The following is an 18,340-nucleotide window of genomic DNA, read 5'->3' on the forward strand; positions in this document are numbered from 1 at the left end:
ACATAGAAAAATTAAATAAATCTTATCCAGAGAGGTGGAGGGACTGGCCCTATGAAACCCGGCAACCAGTATATTTATATACATTGGTGCTAAATCCTGCGGCGAAAGCTGAGAGATGAGTATAATTAAGCTTATACAGAGCCTGAGTTATATACTCAGGCTTTATTTATTTTAAATCTCATCTGACAAATAGTTTAATTTTCTTAATTAAAATCTAAGGGGGATACAAAAATGTATAACAAAGAAACAATATGCGTGCAAGGAAATTATAAGCCAGGAAATGGAGAACCAAGAGTTTTACCTTTATATCAAAGTACAACTTTTAAATATAGTAGTATAGACCAACTTGCTGACTTATTTGATTTAAAAGCTGATGGTCATATGTATTCCAGAATAAGTAATCCTACTGTTCAAGCTTTTGAAGAAAAGATAAGTTTGTTAGAGGGAGGAGTATCATCTGTTGCCGTATCATCAGGTCAATCTGCAAATATGTTGGCAGTTTTAAATATATGTAAATCTGGAGATAGTATACTTTGTTCTTCAAAAGTATATGGAGGAACATTTAATTTATTAGGACCTAGTCTTAAAAAATTTGGAATAGATTTAATATCATTTGATTTAGATGCAAGCGAGGATGAAATAGTAGAACTTGCAAATGAAAATACTAAAGTTGTATTTGCAGAGACACTTGCAAATCCAACTCTTGAAGTTATAGATTTTGAAAAAATAGCAAATGTAGCTAAAAGAATTAATGTTCCATTTATAGTTGATAACTCGTTAGCATCACCAGTGCTTTGTAATCCACTAAAATATGGAGCAAATATAGTCACTCATTCTACTACAAAATATTTAGATGGCCATGCTTCAAGTGTTGGTGGAATTATAGTAGATGGTGGAAATTTTAACTGGGACAATGGAAAATTTCCAGAATTAGTTGAGCCAGACCCAACATATCATGGAATAAGTTATACTGAGAAGTTTGGCAATGCTGCATATGCTACTAAAACAAGAGTTCAATTACTTAGAGACTATGGAAATTGTTTGAGTCCATTTAACGCATATCTTACTAATTTAAATATTGAAACACTACATCTTAGAATGGAGAGACATAGTGAAAATGCACTTAAGATAGCTAAGTTTTTAGAAAAACATAAAAATGTAGATTGGATTAACTATCCAGGACTTGAAAATAATAAGTATTATGAAAATGCCAAGAAATATCTATCAAAAGGATGCAGTGGAGTTTTATCATTTGGAGTAAAAGGGGGACTTGAAAATGCTAAAAAATTTGTGGAAAAACTACAAATAGCAGCATTAGTCACTCATGTATCAGATGTAAGAACTTGTGTTATACATCCAGCTTCAACTACTCATAGACAATTAACAGAAGAACAATTAATTGCATCTGGAGTATTACCTTCACTAATAAGATTATCTGTTGGAATAGAAAATGTAGAGGATTTAATAGCTGATTTAGATCAAGCTTTAAATTTCTAATAGTATAAGAGAAAGAGAAGTGAAAAGATATGGCTTTAATACTACCAAAGGGGCTACCTGTTATTAATAAATTATTAGATGAAGGAATAGATGTGATTTGTAAAGAAGACTTTAATAAACATTTAGAATACAAAGAAAATATAGATACTAAAATAGCTATATTAAATCTAATGCCCATAAAAATAGATACAGAGTTAGATTTACTTAGAAGAATAGATAAGACAGGTTTTAATGTATCTGTAGAATTTATTAAAATCTCAACAAGAGAGAGTAAAAGAAGTTGTAATGAATATGTTAAGAATTTTTATAAAACATTTGATGAAGCAAAAAAAGAATCTTTTGATGGTTTTATAATAACAGGAGCTCCAGTTGAACAAATGGAGTTTGAAGAAGTTGATTATTGGGATGAACTAAAAGATATTATGGATTATTCTAAAAGTAAGGCTAAATCTACATTATATATATGTTGGGCAGCTCAAGCAGGTCTTTACAAATACTACAATGTAAAAAAACTTCCATTAAGTCAAAAATGTTTTGGAGTATTTAAGCATGAAGTAGATAAAAATAGTAAGATAGTAGATGGATTTGAAAAAGAGTTTTTTGCTCCACATTCAAGACACACTACTGTAAATATTGAAACTTTAAAAAATAATGATGAATTAAGCATTGTAAGTCATTCTAAAGAAGCTGGTCCTTATATAATTACAAATTCAAGAGATGTATTTGTAATGGGTCACAGTGAATATGATAAATATACTTTAGATAGAGAATATAAAAGAGATGTAGATAGAGGTGATAAAATCTCAATACCTCAAAATTACTATATAAATGACGATCCTTCAAAAGAACCAACTGTTAAATGGAAAAAACATTCAGAACTTTTGTTTAGAAATTGGATAAAAAACTATTTAATAATATAAAATACAACCAAAAAAATATGAGAATCTATAAGGTATAAAAGTAATTATAATACTTCTTTATACCTTATTTTTATTTTATAAAATTGACATTATAAAAGTAGTTTTATATAATAAGACTAAACCGACTGATGGTCTATTGAAAGGAGAAACTATATGAGAATTATAAAAGACCCTGAAGAACGTAAAAGTGAAATCCTCAACACAGCTGAAGTGCTTTTTTGTACTAAAGGATACACAAAAACTACTATAAATGATATTTTAAATGAGATTGGAATTGCAAAAGGAACATTTTATTACTACTTTAAATCTAAAGAAGAGGTAATGGATGCAATTATAACTAGAATTATAGATAATGATATAAATATGTTAAAAGAAATTGCTTCAAATCCAGACATTCCAGTTGTTGAAAAGTTTTTTCAAATATTAATATCTCAAAGACCTAAAGTTGGAGGAAGTAAAGAAAAAGTGATTAATCAATTTCACCAACCCAACAATGCTGAGATGCATCAAAAGACAATAGTTAAAACTATTTTAAATTTTACACCTATTTTAACAGAGGTAGTAGAACAAGGTATAAGAGAAGGAATATTCAATACAAAATATCCAAAAGAGACAATAGAGTTTTTACTTGTTTCTTCTGAATGTATATTTGATAAAGGTATGTTTGATTGGGATAATGATGAAATACTACAAAAAGCAAAGGCATTTGTTTGTATTATGGAAACGACTTTGGGTGCACATAAAGGAAGTTTTGATTTTGTATATAATATGTTAACAGAAGATTAAATTTATTGTAATAGTAAATAACTTTAGATTTTAATTTTTAAATAAGATTAAAATGAGAGGAATCGGTGTAAAATAAATACATCGATTTTTTATTAAAAATATTTTATACAAAAATTTCAATAATAAGATAAACTATTTATGACTGAAGTTAGAATATTGTTATTGACAATAAATACTTAATACTATAATATTTAATACATTAAATATTTATAGTGTTAAGTATTATTTATAAAATATTTTTGAATTTAAAGTTAAAAATATTAGTAAAATAAAGTATTTTTACAGGGAGAATTTATATGGATGAGATAAGTTTTAAAAAAGCACTGCTAGAATTAACTAGAGATATAAATATTAAATTTACAACTTCATTAAGTCAGTTTTATCAACCGCTTGGGATTACAGCAGTACAAGCTTTGATTTTATCAGAACTATGTGAACATGGAGAGAAAAAAATAAGTGATTTAGGTAAAAATTTGAATATGACAAATAGCAATGTATCAGTAATATGCCAAAGACTAGAAAAAAATGGATTTTTAAATCGTATAAGAGATAAAGAAGACCAACGAATTGTAAAAGTTAAAGTAACAGAAAAATCGTTAGATATACAAGAAAATATTTCAAGTAGTATTTTTGATGACTATTTTGAAAATATGACTAGTGAAAAATTGCAAGATATGGAAGATATAATAGAGGGCTTAAAAAAATTAAATAAGCTTTTAACTCATATTGATTGCAAATAACATAAAATTAATTTAAAGGAGAACAAAATTATGGATGAACACAAACCACAAAAGAGGTCAATACTCTATTACTATACAATAATAATAATAGTAGTAATGTTTTTAAATGCTTTAATATTTCCAAGTCTAATGGATAAAAAAATGGTTGAGATTGATTATGGAAAATTTCTTACAATGTTAGATACAGGAAAGGTTAAATCTGTTGAGATAGAAAGTAATAAAATTGCAATAAGCCCATCTAGTAGTAAGGATAAAAATATATACATAACTGGTAGAATGGATGATCCAGAACTAGTTGATAGATTAAAAGATGCAAAAGTAGAATTTACTAAGATTATTCCTAAAGAAAATTCACCTCTTTTAAGTATTTTACTTACATGGATAGTACCTATAGGTATTCTTATGCTATTTGGTAATTTAATGATGAAATCAATGCAAAAACGAATGGGTGGTAATAGTATGCAATTTGGAAAGAGCAATGCCAAAATGTATGTATCTGCCCAAAGTGGAAAAAGATTTAATGATGTAGCTGGTCAAGATGAGGCAAAAGAAGCTCTAAGTGAGATAGTAGATTTCTTACACAACCCAGAAAAATATAAAAAAATAGGAGCACAAATGCCAAAAGGTGCACTTTTAGTAGGACCTCCAGGAACAGGAAAAACATTACTTGCAAAAGCTGTAGCAGGCGAAGCAGATGTACCATTTTTCTCAATCTCTGGTTCTGAATTTGTTGAGATGTTTGTAGGTATGGGAGCATCTAGAATACGTGATTTATTTAAGCAAGCTAAAGAGAAAGCTCCATGTATAGTGTTTATAGATGAAATTGATACTATAGGTAAAAAGCGTGATAATGGAAGTGGACTAGGTGGAAATGATGAACGTGAACAAACTTTAAATCAGTTATTAAGTGAGATGGATGGATTTGACGGTGGAATAGGTGTAGTAATACTAGCTGCAACGAATAGACCTGATAGTCTTGATAAAGCATTACTTCGTCCAGGACGATTTGATAGACGTATACCAGTTGAACTTCCAGACCTTGGAGGACGTGAAGCTATATTAAAGGTACATGCTAAAAATGTAAATGTAGACTCAAATATAGATTATAATGCAATCGCTAGGTCTACATCAGGAGCATCTGGAGCAGAACTTGCAAATATTGTAAACGAAGCAGCACTTTTAGCAGTTAAATCTGGCAGGGATGTAGTTGAGCAACAAGATTTTGAGGAATCTGTTGAGACCGTAATTGCAGGATATCAACGTAAAGGAGCTGTGATTTCTGATAAAGAAAAGAAAATCATAGCTTATCATGAAATAGGTCACGCACTTGTTGCTGCAATGCAGAAACATTCTGCACCTGTCCATAAAATTACAATAATACCTAGGACTTCAGGTGCATTGGGTTATACTATGCAAGTTGCAGAAGATGAAAGTGTACTTATGTCCAAAGAAGAAGCAATTGATAAAATAACTACTTTTACAGGTGGTCGTGCTGCTGAAGAAGTTATTTTTAATACTTGTACATCAGGTGCATCAAATGATATAGAGCAAGCTACTAAGATTGCAAGAGCTATGGTTACTCGTCTTGGTATGAGTGAGGAATTTGATATGGTTGCTCTTGAAACAGTAAGTAATCAGTACCTAGGAGGAGACTCTTCTCTTGCTTGTTCTTCAGATACTGCAGCTAAAATTGATGAAGAAGTATTTAGAATAGTAAAGACTTGTCATAAAAATGCAATTGAGATTTTAGAGAATAATATCGATAAGCTACATGAACTTGCTGAATATTTATTGGAAAAAGAGACAATTACAGGTGATGAATTCATGGAAATACTAAATTTAAAGTAAATATGTTGGAATAAAGATTGTAGTAATAGTTTTATTTAAATATGTATTTGCATATTTAAAACTGTTAATGCATTTTCAATAAAATATAAATAAAAAATATATATAAATCAAAACAAGAGAATTGACAAAAATGAATGTATAAAAAATAAAAATGCCTATTATTTAGGCATTTTTATTTTACAATTAAAGTACATACTTGTATCTTTACATAATCTTAATCATTAAAAATACATCTTAACTACATTTTTATACTAGAATTGATATTATAATAGTAATGAAATGTACAAGGAGGTTGTTTGATGGACAGACCAAATCCTGATATTCTATTAAAAAAAATAAAGAATGAAGAGAAAAAACTAAATAGAGGTCAGTTAAAAATATTTTTTGGGTATGCAGCAGGTGTAGGTAAAACTTATTCTATGTTGGAGTCTGCACAAAATTTAAAAAAAGTAGGGATTGATGTGGTAGTTGGATATATTGAACCACATACTAGACCAGAAACATTAGCATTACTTGATGGATTAGAGACTCTTCCTGTAAAAGAAATAGAATATAAGTCTATAAAATTAAAAGAGTTTGATTTAGATGCGGCATTAGCAAGAAAGCCAGAAGTTATATTAGTTGATGAGTTTGCTCATTCCAATGTCACTGGGTTAAGGCATACTAAAAGATGGCAGGATATAGAGGAATTATTATTAGCAGGTATAAATGTATATACTACTGTAAATGTACAACATCTAGAAAGTTTAAATGATATCGTGGAGATAATTACAAATGTATCAGTCAAAGAAACTATACCAGATAAATTTTTAGATACAAGTACGCAATTAGAGCTTATAGATGTTGAACCTGATGTACTTCTTGAAAGATTTAATGAAGGTAAAATATATAAAAAGGAACAGGCAATTAGAGCGAAAGATAATTTTTTTATAAAAGACAATTTAGTTGCACTTAGAGAAATTGCACTTAGAAAAACAGCTGAAAGAGTAAATAAAGAAGTTCAAATGACTAGATTATCAAAGGGTGATGTAACAGTAATACCTACATCAGATACACTTCTTGCATGTATAAGCCCATCTCCATCTTCAGCAAAGGTTATTAGAACCGCTTCTAGAATAGCAGATAGTACATTTGCTAAGTGGATAGCTTTATATGTTGAAACTCCAAATACAGCAAAATTACCTTTTGAGGAACAAAAACAATTACAAAACAATTTAAAACTAGCTAAGAAGTTAGGTGGTGAGATAATTGTTTTACATGGTGAAAATGTAATAGAACAGATACTTAGAATTGCCAAGATAAGAAACGTAACAAAAATTGTAATAGGTAGAAATCATTCAAATACTAAAAAATTGAGTAAAAAACTGAAAAAAGATATAGTTGACAAATTAATAGATGAAGTTGATTATATAGATATACATATAATCCCTTACAAATTTGCTTCAGAAGTTAAATATAGACCTAAAAAGGATAACTCATCAATAAAATCAAAATTTAAAATCAGTAAAATTGATTTTATAAAACTTATAATTATTACTTTAGTGATAAGCATTTTGGCATATATAGTACAAAGTATGGGATTTATAAGAGAAAATATATTACTAATATATATGTTAGGTGTAGTTTTGGTTTCTATGTGGACCAAAGGATATAGTACAGGGATAATAAGCTCTGTATTTAATATAGTACTGTTAAATTATTTTTTTACAGCACCTTTATATACATTGTCAATAGCTGATTCAAATTATATAGTAACATTAGTTGTATTCTCAATAGTTGGTATAATAACTAGTACTCTTACATCTAAGATACAACATGAGGCAGATACAGCTGCTAAAAGAGAAGAAAATACAAAAATGATATATCAAATAATTAAGGGATTTTTAAGATTGTCAAATAAAGATGATATAGTAAATAAGGGTATAGAACTTTTATGTCTTAGCCTAAGTAGAGATATAGTTTGCTATTTAAATATGGATAAGGATAAGAAATCAAAGTTCTATAAAAAAAATACTGCTAATAAGGATAAAAACGATTTAGATATAGAAGATGAAAAAGCTGTTGCAAGTTGGGTCTTGTCTAATTCAACAGTAGCAGGTAGTGATACAGATACACTTCCTGGTTCAAAAGGATATTATATACCAATTATAGGTATGAATTCAACTTTGGGGGTTATTGGTATATCGTGTGTTGATTCAAAATTAGATACAGAAGATATAAGTTTAATTGAAACAATAACTGCTCAAATGGCAATAGCTCTTGATAGAGAAATTCTATCAGAAGCAAAAGAAAATACTAATCTTGAGATAGAAAGAGAGAGGCTTAGAAGTAATCTTTTAAGAGCAGTTTCACATGACCTCAGAACACCATTAGCAGGAATATCTGGAGCAGTTAGTACAATTATAAAAAATAAAGATACTATAGGTCAGGATATAATAGACGAGCTACTTAGTGGTGTATATGAAGATACTCAGTGGTTAATAAGACTTGTTGAAAATTTACTTAGCATGACTAAGATAGATGAAGGAAAGTTAGAAGTCAAAAAACATTCTGAACTTGTTGAGGAAATTATATCAGAGGCATTACAAAATATTAAAAAAAGAATTGAAAATGCAATTATAGATATTAATATACCAGAGCAAATATTATTTGTTCCTATGGATGCCAAATTAATAGAACAGGTTTTAATTAATCTAATAGATAATGCTTTAAAATATTCAAAAGAGGATTGTAAAATAAATATAATTGTATATGAAAAAGAAGATTATGTTTGGTTTGAAGTGTCTGATAATGGTCCTGGAATATCCAAAGAACTGAAGGAGCATATATTTGATAGATTCTTTACTGGAGAAGAAGGTACTAAGGATTCTAGAAAAGGTGTTGGACTTGGATTATCAATTTGTAAATCTATAATTCAAGCTCATAAAGGTGAAATTTTAGTAGTAAATAATAAAGATAAAGGTTCAACTTTTAAATTTAGTTTGCCCAAAGAAAATGAATAGTATGAAATTTTGAAATCTAGTTTTGGAGGAAGAAATGAGTAAAAAACTTATATTATTAGTAGAGGATGATAAAACAATAAGAAAATTTATATCTACTGCACTTGCAACACAAGATTATGATGTTAAAGAGGCTATAACTGGTAAAGAAGGAATATCAATTGCTGTCTCATATTCTCCAGATGTCGTTCTCTTGGATTTAGGGCTAGAAGATATGGATGGAATAGAGGTAATAAAAGCTATTAGGCAGTTTTCAAATATACCAATAATTGTAGTTTCAGCTAGAGAACAAGACAGAGAAAAGGTAGAAGTGTTTGATGCAGGTGCAGATGATTACTTAACAAAACCATTTTCTATAGTAGAGTTATTAGCTAGGGTAAGGGTTGCGTTTAGACACTCACAAGTAGAATTACAGCAAAAAGAAGAGATTAGGTCTACGTTTGAAGTAGATGAGTTATTTATTGATTTTGATAAAAGAAAAGTCATTGTTGACAATAACGAAGTACATTTGACACCAATTGAATATAATATTCTTTCATTACTTGCAAAGCATCATGGAAAAGTACTTACTCATAATTTTATAATAAAAGAAATATGGGGTAGTATTATAGGAAATGAAACTAAGTCCTTAAGAGTTTTTATGGCAACATTAAGACGAAAAATAGAGAAGCAACCCGCTGACCCTAGGTATATAATTACAGAAGTTGGTGTTGGATATAGACTAAATGATGAATAGACAAAATGGATACTACAATTGTATAATTTAGATTAAGTTAAAATGAAGTGTGTATGCTATTATTAATTTAAGTATATGCATTTCATTTTTTAGTACTTTTTTAGCATTGATAATATTAAACACATTTTAAAATAAAAGTATGGTATAATTTGTAAGAAAAGTCTAAGATAAAAGATAAAAGATTTAATATTTATTTTCTAATAAATTTAATATAAATAAATATTAAATAATAATTACTGAAATAGTGAAAAATAATTACAGTAATAAATATATGTAATTTTTAAAATGTAAACTGAAGTTTAGGAGTAGATTTATGTATATATTGAATTTGAATACAAGAGAGATTGTGGAAGATTTTAGAGTGAAATTTTATATACCAGAAAATTCATATCTTATATTAAGTGCTCCAAAAAATTTAAAATTACTCAAGGAAACTTTGGATATAGATGAAATAACATTTAATGATTGTCTTAAATTTGATGAAATAACAAAGCTTGATTTATTTGATAATTATGATTTTTTGAGCCTAAATACCTTTGAATTGAGAAATGGAGAAGCTGTTATAGAAGAAGTAAATATGTATTTATCAGATAATTTTATATTAGTTGTTGTAAATGAAGAGCATTTTTTATTTGAATTTGTAAAGAATCTTATTTTAAAAAATTCTCAACTTGAAAAAAATCCTGTCATCAACCTTTTTAAGATAAATTATTTAATTTTTAGAGAAGTTATAAAAAATGGCTTCGAATCTTTAGAAAAAGTTGAAGAGTTAATTCTTGAAATAGAAGATGAGATGATGGACAATATTCATAAAAATCATGTTTCTAGAATAAGTGATGTAAGAGGATTGACTAGAACTATAGTTAAAAACACCAGACCACTTTTATATATTGGAGATAGAATAATTAAAGAAAATATACGATATTTAAAATACTCCAATGTAAAAAAATATAATCTTGAAAATTTTCAAGGGATAGATTTTGGTATTGATAAATTATATAATTTTGCATTATCAACACGTGAGCTGGCAGATAAACTCCTAGATATTTATTCTTCTAGAGTAGGTGAAAAAACGAATCACTTAATTACAAAATTGACTTTACTTACGGCTATCTCTGCACCACTTACAATTATAACGGGAATATATGGAATGAACTTTAGGTATATGCCAGAACTAAATTGGCTTTATGGATATCCAGCAACATTACTTTTGATGTTAGGCATAGTTTTTGTTGGAATTATAATATTTAAAATAAAAAAATTATTGTAAAAATAAGATGCTTTTTAAACGATTTTAGAAAAAGGTATTAAAAGAAAAAGTGAATTAAGAAAATAAAGAAATATTTTAAATTGAAAATATTTATAGAAAATATTGACAATTATATTTTCTTTGCTATAATTATTAAACAAGAAGAGTAATAAATTATAAAAATGGAGGATAATACTATGAAAGGGATTTTAAAAGAACTAGTGGCAAAACTTTATAGCTTTTTTTATTTTATGTTCTGGGGCTTTTATTTTAGCGCTGGCTATTTCTTTTACAAAAATACATGTAATTCCTTTCTGGTGAGGCCTTGATTTTAATAACCTTGGGCATAGGTAAATTTTATAAAAATGATTATTTTATACGGTCATGTAAGATTTGATGCTTAATAGATTATTTTAGAGAACTCATTAATGAGTTCTCTTTTTTATTTTAAACTCAAATATAAAATTACAATATTAGGGGGTAGTAAAGATGATAGTAGTATTAAAAGTAGGAGCAGATAAGAGAGAAGTTAAGAAATTAATAGAAGCTATTTGTAGAGAGGGTGTAGAAGTGAATCCTATAGATGGAAAAGAATTAACTGTTTTAGGGTTAGTTGGAGATACTAGTAAAATAGATGCTAAAAGAATAGAAGCAAATAAGGTAGTTGAAAAAGTTATGCATGTAGTAGAACCTTTTAAAAAAGCAAATAGAAAATTTCATCCAGAACCTTCAATTATAAATGTCGATGGTATGGAAATTGGGTCAAAAAAACTTACTATGATAGCTGGTCCTTGTTCTGTTGAAACAGAAGAACAAATAGTTTCTATAGCTGAAGATGTAAAAAAATCAGGAGCGGGATTTTTAAGAGGAGGAGCATTCAAGCCAAGAACATCTCCATACGCTTTCCAAGGATTAAGATATGATGGATTAGATTTATTAAAAAAAGCAAAAGAAAAAACAGGTCTTCCTATAGTTACAGAAATAATGTCAACACAAGATATAGATGTATTTGAAGAAAATGTAGATGTAATTCAAGTTGGAGCAAGAAACATGCAAAACTTTGATTTATTAAAAGAATTAGGAAAAACAAATAAAACAATACTTTTAAAAAGAGGATTATCTGCTACAATTGAAGAGTGGCTAATGTCAGCTGAATATATAATGGCTGGAGGAAATGAAAATGTAGTTCTTTGTGAAAGAGGTATAAGAACTTTTGAAACATACACTAGAAATACTTTGGATTTAAGTGCAATCTTAGCTGTGAAAAAACTTAGCCATTTACCAGTCATAGTTGACCCAAGTCATGCAGCAGGAAAATCATGGATGGTTGACTCTCTATCTAAAGCAGCAATTGCGGTTGGAGCAGATGGTTTAATAATAGAAGTTCATAATGACCCAGCTCATGCACTTTGTGATGGTAAACAATCAATTAAACCAGATGAGTATGATGGATTAATAAATGAACTAAAAACTATCGCATCAGCAGTTGGAAGAGAAATATAATCTATAGAAGGATGGTTAAACGTGGAAGAAAAATTATTAGTTAATCTAAAAGAGAATAGTTACAATATATTTATAAAAAAAAGTATATTAAAAAATATAGGTAAAGAAATTAAAAAAATATATTCTGGGAATAAGATTTTTATTGTTACAGATGAAAATATAGCAAAATTATATTTAGATGAAGTTAAAAATAATTTGATTGAATCTGGATTTGAAACTAGAGTCATAATATTAGAAGCTGGTGAAGAGACAAAGTCATTTAACACTCTACCTAAAATATATGATAGTTTACTTGACTTTAAGTTAACTAGAAAAGATTTGATTATTACACTAGGAGGAGGGGTAATTGGAGATTTAGGAGGATTTACAGCAGCAACTTTTTTAAGAGGTGTAAATTTTATTCAAATTCCAACATCTCTATTAGCTCAAGTGGACAGTTCTGTAGGTGGAAAAGTTGGAGTTGACCTTGAAAGAGGAAAAAACTTAGTGGGAAGTTTTTATCAGCCTAAAGCAGTATTTATTGACCCAGATGTATTATCATCTCTTCCAGAAAAATTTTATAGAGATGGAATGGCAGAGGTTATAAAGTATGGATGTATAAAAGATAAAACTTTTTTTAATAAGCTTGTAAACTTAAAAAACAGGGAAGAAGTGATGCAACATATAGAATACATTATACACAAATGTTGCCTTATCAAAAAAACTGTAGTTGAAGCTGATGAGAAAGATTTAGGAGATAGGATGCTTTTAAATTTTGGGCACACACTAGGTCATGCTATTGAGAAACACTATAACTTTACAGGTTATACTCATGGAGAAGCTGTTGGTGTAGGTATGTATAAGATAACATTAGAGAGTGAAAAAAGAGGGATTACAAAACAAGGTACATCAGAACTTATAAAATCAATTTTAATAAATTATGATTTACCTTATGAAGTTGAATTAGGAGATAATAAATCTATAATAGACACTATATCTCTCGATAAAAAAAATCTAGGTGATACACTAAAAATAATACTTTTAAAGGATATTGGAGAAAGTATTATATATGATACTACTTCTAAATTTTTTCAGGAGGTAAAATGATGGGAAGCTTAAAAATATATCCAAGCAAATTATCAGGCAATGTAAAAATTCCTCCATCAAAAAGTATGGCACATAGAGCAGTTATTTGTGCAGCTTTAAGTGATGGAAAAAGTAGAATTTCTAATATAGATTTTTCTGATGATATTATAGCTACTATAAGAGCAATGATATCATTAGGAGCAACTATAGAAAAAAAAGAAGATATTTTAGAAATCACAGGAATCTATTCTAAAGAAGCAATCTTAAATAAAGAGAATCAATTGAATCAACCTAAACTGACTATAGATTGTAATGAGTCAGGTTCTACTTTAAGATTTCTGGTACCTATATCTTTAGCTTTTGATGGAGTAAAAAGATTTATAGGAAGAGGTAATCTTGGAAAAAGACCACTTGATACTTATTATGAGATATTTGACAGACAGGGGATAGAATATAGCTACAAAGAAAATAAACTGGATTTAATTGTATCAGGAAAACTTAAACCAGATGAATTTAGAGTAAAAGGAAATATAAGTTCTCAATTTATAACAGGATTATTATTTATATTGCCTACATTAGATAGTGATTCAAAGATAATAATTACCACTGAACTAGAATCTAAAGGGTATTTAGATTTAACTATTTCAACTATGAAAGATTTTGGAGTAGAAATTGTAAATAATAATTATAAAGAATTTATCATAAAAGGAAATCAAACTTATAAAGCTAGAGATTATAAAGTTGAAGGAGATTATTCTCAAGGTGCATTTTATTTATCAGCAGATGCTATTGGAGAAGATATTAACATACTTGACCTTAAAGAAAATTCTCTTCAAGGAGATAGTGAAGTTATCGAGATTTTATCAAGAATGGGTATGGAAATTTTAAGAGAAGACAACAAAATCAAAGGAATAGCAAACTGTTTAAATAGTACTTTGATAGATGCATCTCAATGTCCAGATATAATACCAGTTTTATCTGTGGTAGCAGCTTTAAGTATAGGGAAGACGACCATAATAAATGCTGGAAGACTTAGAATTAAGGAATGTGATAGACTTCATGCAATAAATATTGAGTTGAGTAAGCTAGGGGCGAATATAGAAGAAAAAGAGGATAGTTTGATAATTGAAGGAGTAAGCAAATTAAATGGAGGTGTAGAAGTATGGAGTCACAAAGACCACAGGATTGCAATGACACTTGCAATTGCTTCTTGTAGATGTGATAAGCCAATCATATTGAAAGATTTTGAGTGTGTATCAAAGTCTTATCCACATTTTTTTAAAGATTTTGAGATGTTAGGAGGAAGAATTGATGAGTGGAATATGGGGAAATAATTTGAAAATATCCATCTTTGGAGAATCTCATGGAAATGCTATAGGTATAAATATAGATGGACTTCCTGCAGGTATCGAGTTAGACCTTGATAAGATTGACAAAGAAATGAAAAGAAGAGCACCAGGAAAAAATTCTATATCAACTTCAAGAAATGAAAGTGATATACCAGAAATTTTAAGTGGATATTTTGATGGAAAAACTACAGGAACTCCATTATGTGCGATTATAAGAAATAGTGATACTCGTTCAAAAGATTATGGAGAAGTTAAAAACTTGATGAGACCAGGTCATGCAGATTATACAGGTCATATAAAATATTCTGGGTTTAATGACTATAGAGGAGGAGGACATTTTTCAGGAAGAATAACTGCTCCATTAGTATTTTGTGGTGCTATATGTAAACAAATTTTATCACAAGAAGGTATAGAGATAGGAGCTCATATTAAAAAAATCAAGAATATAGAGGATAAGGGTTTTAATTATGTAGACATTTCAAAACAAGAATTATTAAATTTACAAAATTTAGAATTACCTTTACTTGATTTATCAAAGGAAGAAGCCATAAAAAATACTATTCTAGATGCAAAAAATCAGGGAGATTCAGTTGGAGGTATAATTGAATGTGCAGTGATAGGTGTCAATGTAGGTGTTGGAAATCCGTTTTTTGATTCTGTTGAATCTACTCTATCACATTTACTATTTTCTGTTCCATCCATAAAAGGTGTAGAATTTGGATTGGGATTTGATATTACAGATATGTATGGTTCTCAAAGCAATGATGAAATGTACTACGTTGGAGATACAGTAAAAAGTAAAACTAATAATAATGGAGGGGTTATTGGAGGGATTACAAATGGAATGCCAATAATTTTTAAAGTAGCAATTAAGCCAACTCCATCAATTAGTAAACAACAAAACACTGTTAATATAGAAGATAAAAAAGATGATGTTTTAGCTATTAAAGGTAGACATGACCCTTGTATAGTTCAAAGAGCTATACCTGTAATAGAAGCAGTAACAGCTATTGGAATTTTTGATTTGATGAAAGGACGATAATAATGGAGGATTTAACGAGATATAGAAATAAAATTGATGATATAGATAAGGAACTTGTCAAATTATTTGAAAAAAGGATGAATATAGTTCTCGAAATTGCTAGGCATAAAATGAGAAATAATACTACTATACTTCAAAAAGATAGAGAAGAAAAAGTATTGAGTAAAGCAGTAAATAATCTAGAAGATAAAAAATATTCACAAGAGACTGTGCAATTTTTTAATTCAATAATGGAAGTTAGTAAGAATTTGCAAAAAAGATTAATAGATAATAATGTAGAGGAAAAAAATGAAAATAGTTCAAATTCATTAAATGAAAATTTTGATTTGTTAAATATATATAAATATAAATCAGTAAAAAGCGAACTTAATAAAAAAAATCTCCTAGTAGGATTTCCTGGTATATCAGGTTCATTTACAGAAGAAGCACTAACAAAATTTTTTAATACTAAAATCATAAAAAAACAATTTAAAGAATTTGAAGATGTCTTTATAGCACTTCAAAATAAAGAAATAAATTATGGAATAATACCTATAGAAAATTCGTCTACAGGAGCGATTTCTGAGACTTATGACCTTTTAGGAAAATATGGATTTTATATAGTTGGAGAAGAATGTATAAAAATAAATCAAAATTTAATTGGGATAAAGGGTACAAAGCTTGAAGATATTAAAGAAATATATTCACATCCACAAGGAATAGGTCAAAGTAGTGAATTTTTAAAACAAAATAGTCAATGGAAATTGATACCTTTTAATAACACAGCAACTAGTGCTGAACTTGTTAAGAGACTTCAGGATAAAACAAAGGCAGCAATTGCTAGTAAAAAAGCTGCAAAGATTTATGGATTAGAAATAATAAGTCCATGTATAAATGATATGACAGACAATTATACTAGATTCGTGGTAATTAGTAATGAGATACACATTGAAGAAGAGTCAAACAAGATGAGTATCGTATTTTCTGTTGAGCATGAAGCTGGAAAGCTTTATAAAATACTTGGATACTTTGCTGAAAACAATATAAATATGACAAAAATAGAATCAAGACCAATGAAAAATGCTTCTTGGAGATATTTCTTTTATATAGATTTCGAATGTTCTATATATGATTCAAAAGTATGTAGTTTGTTAGACATGATAGAACGTAATACAGCATACTTTAAATTTATCGGTGTATATAGAAATAAAATTGAATAGATAAATATAATTTTTTATTTAAACAGAATGATTAGGAGGTGTAAAGATGAATTTTTTTGGTCTAATAGGTGAAAAGCTATCTCATAGTGTTTCCCCTCAAATTCATAAGAGGTTATTTGAAATATTGAATATTGAAGGTGCTTATAAGAACTTTGAGATTTCAAAAGAAAATATACCAATGTTGGATGATGCTATAAAATTATTGGGAATCAAAGGTGTAAATATTACTGTCCCATATAAAGAAAGAGTCATGGAGTTTTTAGATTTTATATCTCCAGAAGCAAAGCGTATAGGGGCAATTAACACAATTTTACTTAAAGAGAACAAATTATATGGCTATAATACAGATTATTTTGGACTTGATATTATGTTCAAAGTAGCTAATATTGATATTCAAGGAAAGACAGCTGTTATATTAGGTACTGGCGGTGCATCTAAAGCAGCCATTACATACCTTCTTGATTCTGGAATAGGTAAAGTTTATGTTTCAACTAGAAAAAAAGATAATAAAAAGCTATCAAATAATTCAGCTATATTAATAGATTATGAAGAGCTTAAGAATATAAAAGGAGATATAATATTAAATGCAACTCCAGTAGGAATGTATCCTAATGTAGGAGTATCACCTGTCCCAAAATCTATTATACAGAATTTTGATATGTTAGTAGATTTGATTTACAATCCTAAAAAAACTTATTTTTTAGAAATTGGTCAGAGTCTAGGTAAAAAAACGTGTGATGGATTATATATGTTGGTTGGGCAAGCAGTAAAGTCTCAAGAAATATGGCAAAATATTAAAATAGATAGTGGTGCTTTAAATATTATATATGAAGAAATAAAATTAAACTTTTTATAGGGGGATTGATTATGATAAACAAAGAAAAGGTAATATTAATAGGTATGCCGGGTAGTGGAAAAACTACAATTGGAAAACTTTTATCACAGGAATATAATTGTAGTTTTTGTGATATGGATGATTATATAAATAAAATATCTCAAAAAAGTATAGCAGAGCTATTTTTGGAAGGAGAAGATGTTTTTAGAAATTATGAAACACAAGCATGTAGAGAACTTTCTGCTAGTGATAAAACAGTAGTTTCTACTGGTGGTGGTGTAATAAAAAAAGATATTAATATAGAGATACTCAAAGAAGTAGGAATAATACTTTTTATTAATAGACCTATAGAAAAAATTTTAGAGGATATAAATATTAATTCAAGACCTTTATTACAAGATGGAAAAGAGAAATTATATAATCTTTATAATGAAAGGATAAATCTTTATAAAAATGCTGCAGATATAGAAATTTTAAATGCTAAATCATTAAATGATGCTGTATATAATATCAAAAATGCAATTAATAAAAATCTTAAATTTGAATTTAACGAAAAAATAATCTAGGGGGAA

General features: G+C 28.2%; 15 protein-coding genes and 1 riboswitch. All 15 genes read left to right on the plus strand.

The window, feature by feature from the left end; genetic code table 11:
- Positions 1-19: 19 nt before the first annotated feature.
- A riboswitch (SAM riboswitch) is annotated at positions 20-122 on the plus strand.
- Positions 123-231: 109 nt separating this feature from the next.
- The 15 genes from KGF41_RS02735 (at position 232) to KGF41_RS02805 (ending at position 18,334) form a co-directional block, all read left to right on the plus strand.
- Complete coding sequence (locus tag KGF41_RS02735) at positions 232-1,497, plus strand: O-acetylhomoserine aminocarboxypropyltransferase/cysteine synthase family protein (RefSeq protein WP_227829942.1); 1,266 nt, start codon at positions 232-234, stop codon at positions 1,495-1,497.
- A gap of 29 nt (positions 1,498-1,526) precedes the next feature.
- On the plus strand, positions 1,527-2,417 hold the full coding sequence (locus KGF41_RS02740; RefSeq protein ID WP_227829941.1) for a homoserine O-succinyltransferase: 891 nt from the start codon (positions 1,527-1,529) through the stop codon (positions 2,415-2,417).
- Positions 2,418-2,570: 153 nt separating this feature from the next.
- Positions 2,571-3,203: a TetR/AcrR family transcriptional regulator gene (locus KGF41_RS02745; RefSeq protein WP_227829940.1), complete on the plus strand. Its 633-nt coding sequence runs from the start codon at positions 2,571-2,573 to the stop codon at positions 3,201-3,203.
- Between the two features lie 296 nt (positions 3,204-3,499).
- Positions 3,500-3,943 (plus strand): MarR family winged helix-turn-helix transcriptional regulator, encoded by a 444-nt coding sequence (locus KGF41_RS02750; protein WP_227829939.1) that lies wholly within the window; start codon positions 3,500-3,502, stop codon positions 3,941-3,943.
- A 30-nt stretch (positions 3,944-3,973) separates the two neighbouring features.
- Entirely contained in the window at positions 3,974-5,791 is a 1,818-nt protein-coding gene (ftsH, locus tag KGF41_RS02755; protein ID WP_227829938.1) for an ATP-dependent zinc metalloprotease FtsH, read from the plus strand.
- A 299-nt stretch (positions 5,792-6,090) separates the two neighbouring features.
- Complete coding sequence (locus KGF41_RS02760) at positions 6,091-8,793, plus strand: sensor histidine kinase (RefSeq protein ID WP_227856330.1); 2,703 nt, start codon at positions 6,091-6,093, stop codon at positions 8,791-8,793.
- Positions 8,794-8,827: 34 nt separating this feature from the next.
- Positions 8,828-9,526 carry a response regulator gene (locus tag KGF41_RS02765; RefSeq protein ID WP_227829936.1) on the plus strand — a complete coding sequence of 233 codons (699 nt, stop codon included), beginning with the start codon at positions 8,828-8,830 and terminating at the stop codon, positions 9,524-9,526.
- Between the two features lie 313 nt (positions 9,527-9,839).
- A complete protein-coding gene (locus KGF41_RS02770) occupies positions 9,840-10,796 on the plus strand; it encodes a CorA family divalent cation transporter (RefSeq protein ID WP_227829935.1) in 957 nt (318 codons plus the stop codon).
- 468 nt (positions 10,797-11,264) lie between these two features.
- Positions 11,265-12,278: a 3-deoxy-7-phosphoheptulonate synthase gene (aroF, locus tag KGF41_RS02775; RefSeq protein ID WP_227840866.1), complete on the plus strand. Its 1,014-nt coding sequence runs from the start codon at positions 11,265-11,267 to the stop codon at positions 12,276-12,278.
- 21 nt (positions 12,279-12,299) lie between these two features.
- Complete coding sequence (gene aroB / locus KGF41_RS02780; RefSeq protein ID WP_227856331.1) at positions 12,300-13,364, plus strand: 3-dehydroquinate synthase; 1,065 nt, start codon at positions 12,300-12,302, stop codon at positions 13,362-13,364.
- On the plus strand, positions 13,364-14,677 hold the full coding sequence (aroA, locus tag KGF41_RS02785) for a 3-phosphoshikimate 1-carboxyvinyltransferase (RefSeq protein WP_227829932.1): 1,314 nt from the start codon (positions 13,364-13,366) through the stop codon (positions 14,675-14,677). The genes aroB and aroA overlap by 1 nt, the downstream gene beginning before the upstream one ends.
- Positions 14,655-15,734, plus strand: coding sequence for a chorismate synthase (aroC, locus tag KGF41_RS02790; RefSeq protein WP_227856332.1), 1,080 nt, complete (start codon positions 14,655-14,657; stop codon positions 15,732-15,734). The genes aroA and aroC overlap by 23 nt, the downstream gene beginning before the upstream one ends.
- A gap of 2 nt (positions 15,735-15,736) precedes the next feature.
- Entirely contained in the window at positions 15,737-16,933 is a 1,197-nt protein-coding gene (gene pheA, locus KGF41_RS02795) for a prephenate dehydratase (RefSeq protein ID WP_227841666.1), read from the plus strand.
- A 46-nt stretch (positions 16,934-16,979) separates the two neighbouring features.
- On the plus strand, positions 16,980-17,789 hold the full coding sequence (gene aroE, locus KGF41_RS02800; RefSeq protein WP_227829929.1) for a shikimate dehydrogenase: 810 nt from the start codon (positions 16,980-16,982) through the stop codon (positions 17,787-17,789).
- Between the two features lie 11 nt (positions 17,790-17,800).
- Complete coding sequence (locus KGF41_RS02805; protein WP_227829928.1) at positions 17,801-18,334, plus strand: shikimate kinase; 534 nt, start codon at positions 17,801-17,803, stop codon at positions 18,332-18,334.
- Positions 18,335-18,340 lie beyond the last annotated feature (6 nt).

The organism is Clostridioides sp. ZZV14-6150 (assembly GCF_020657875.1).
Taxonomy (GTDB): domain Bacteria; phylum Bacillota; class Clostridia; order Peptostreptococcales; family Peptostreptococcaceae; genus Clostridioides.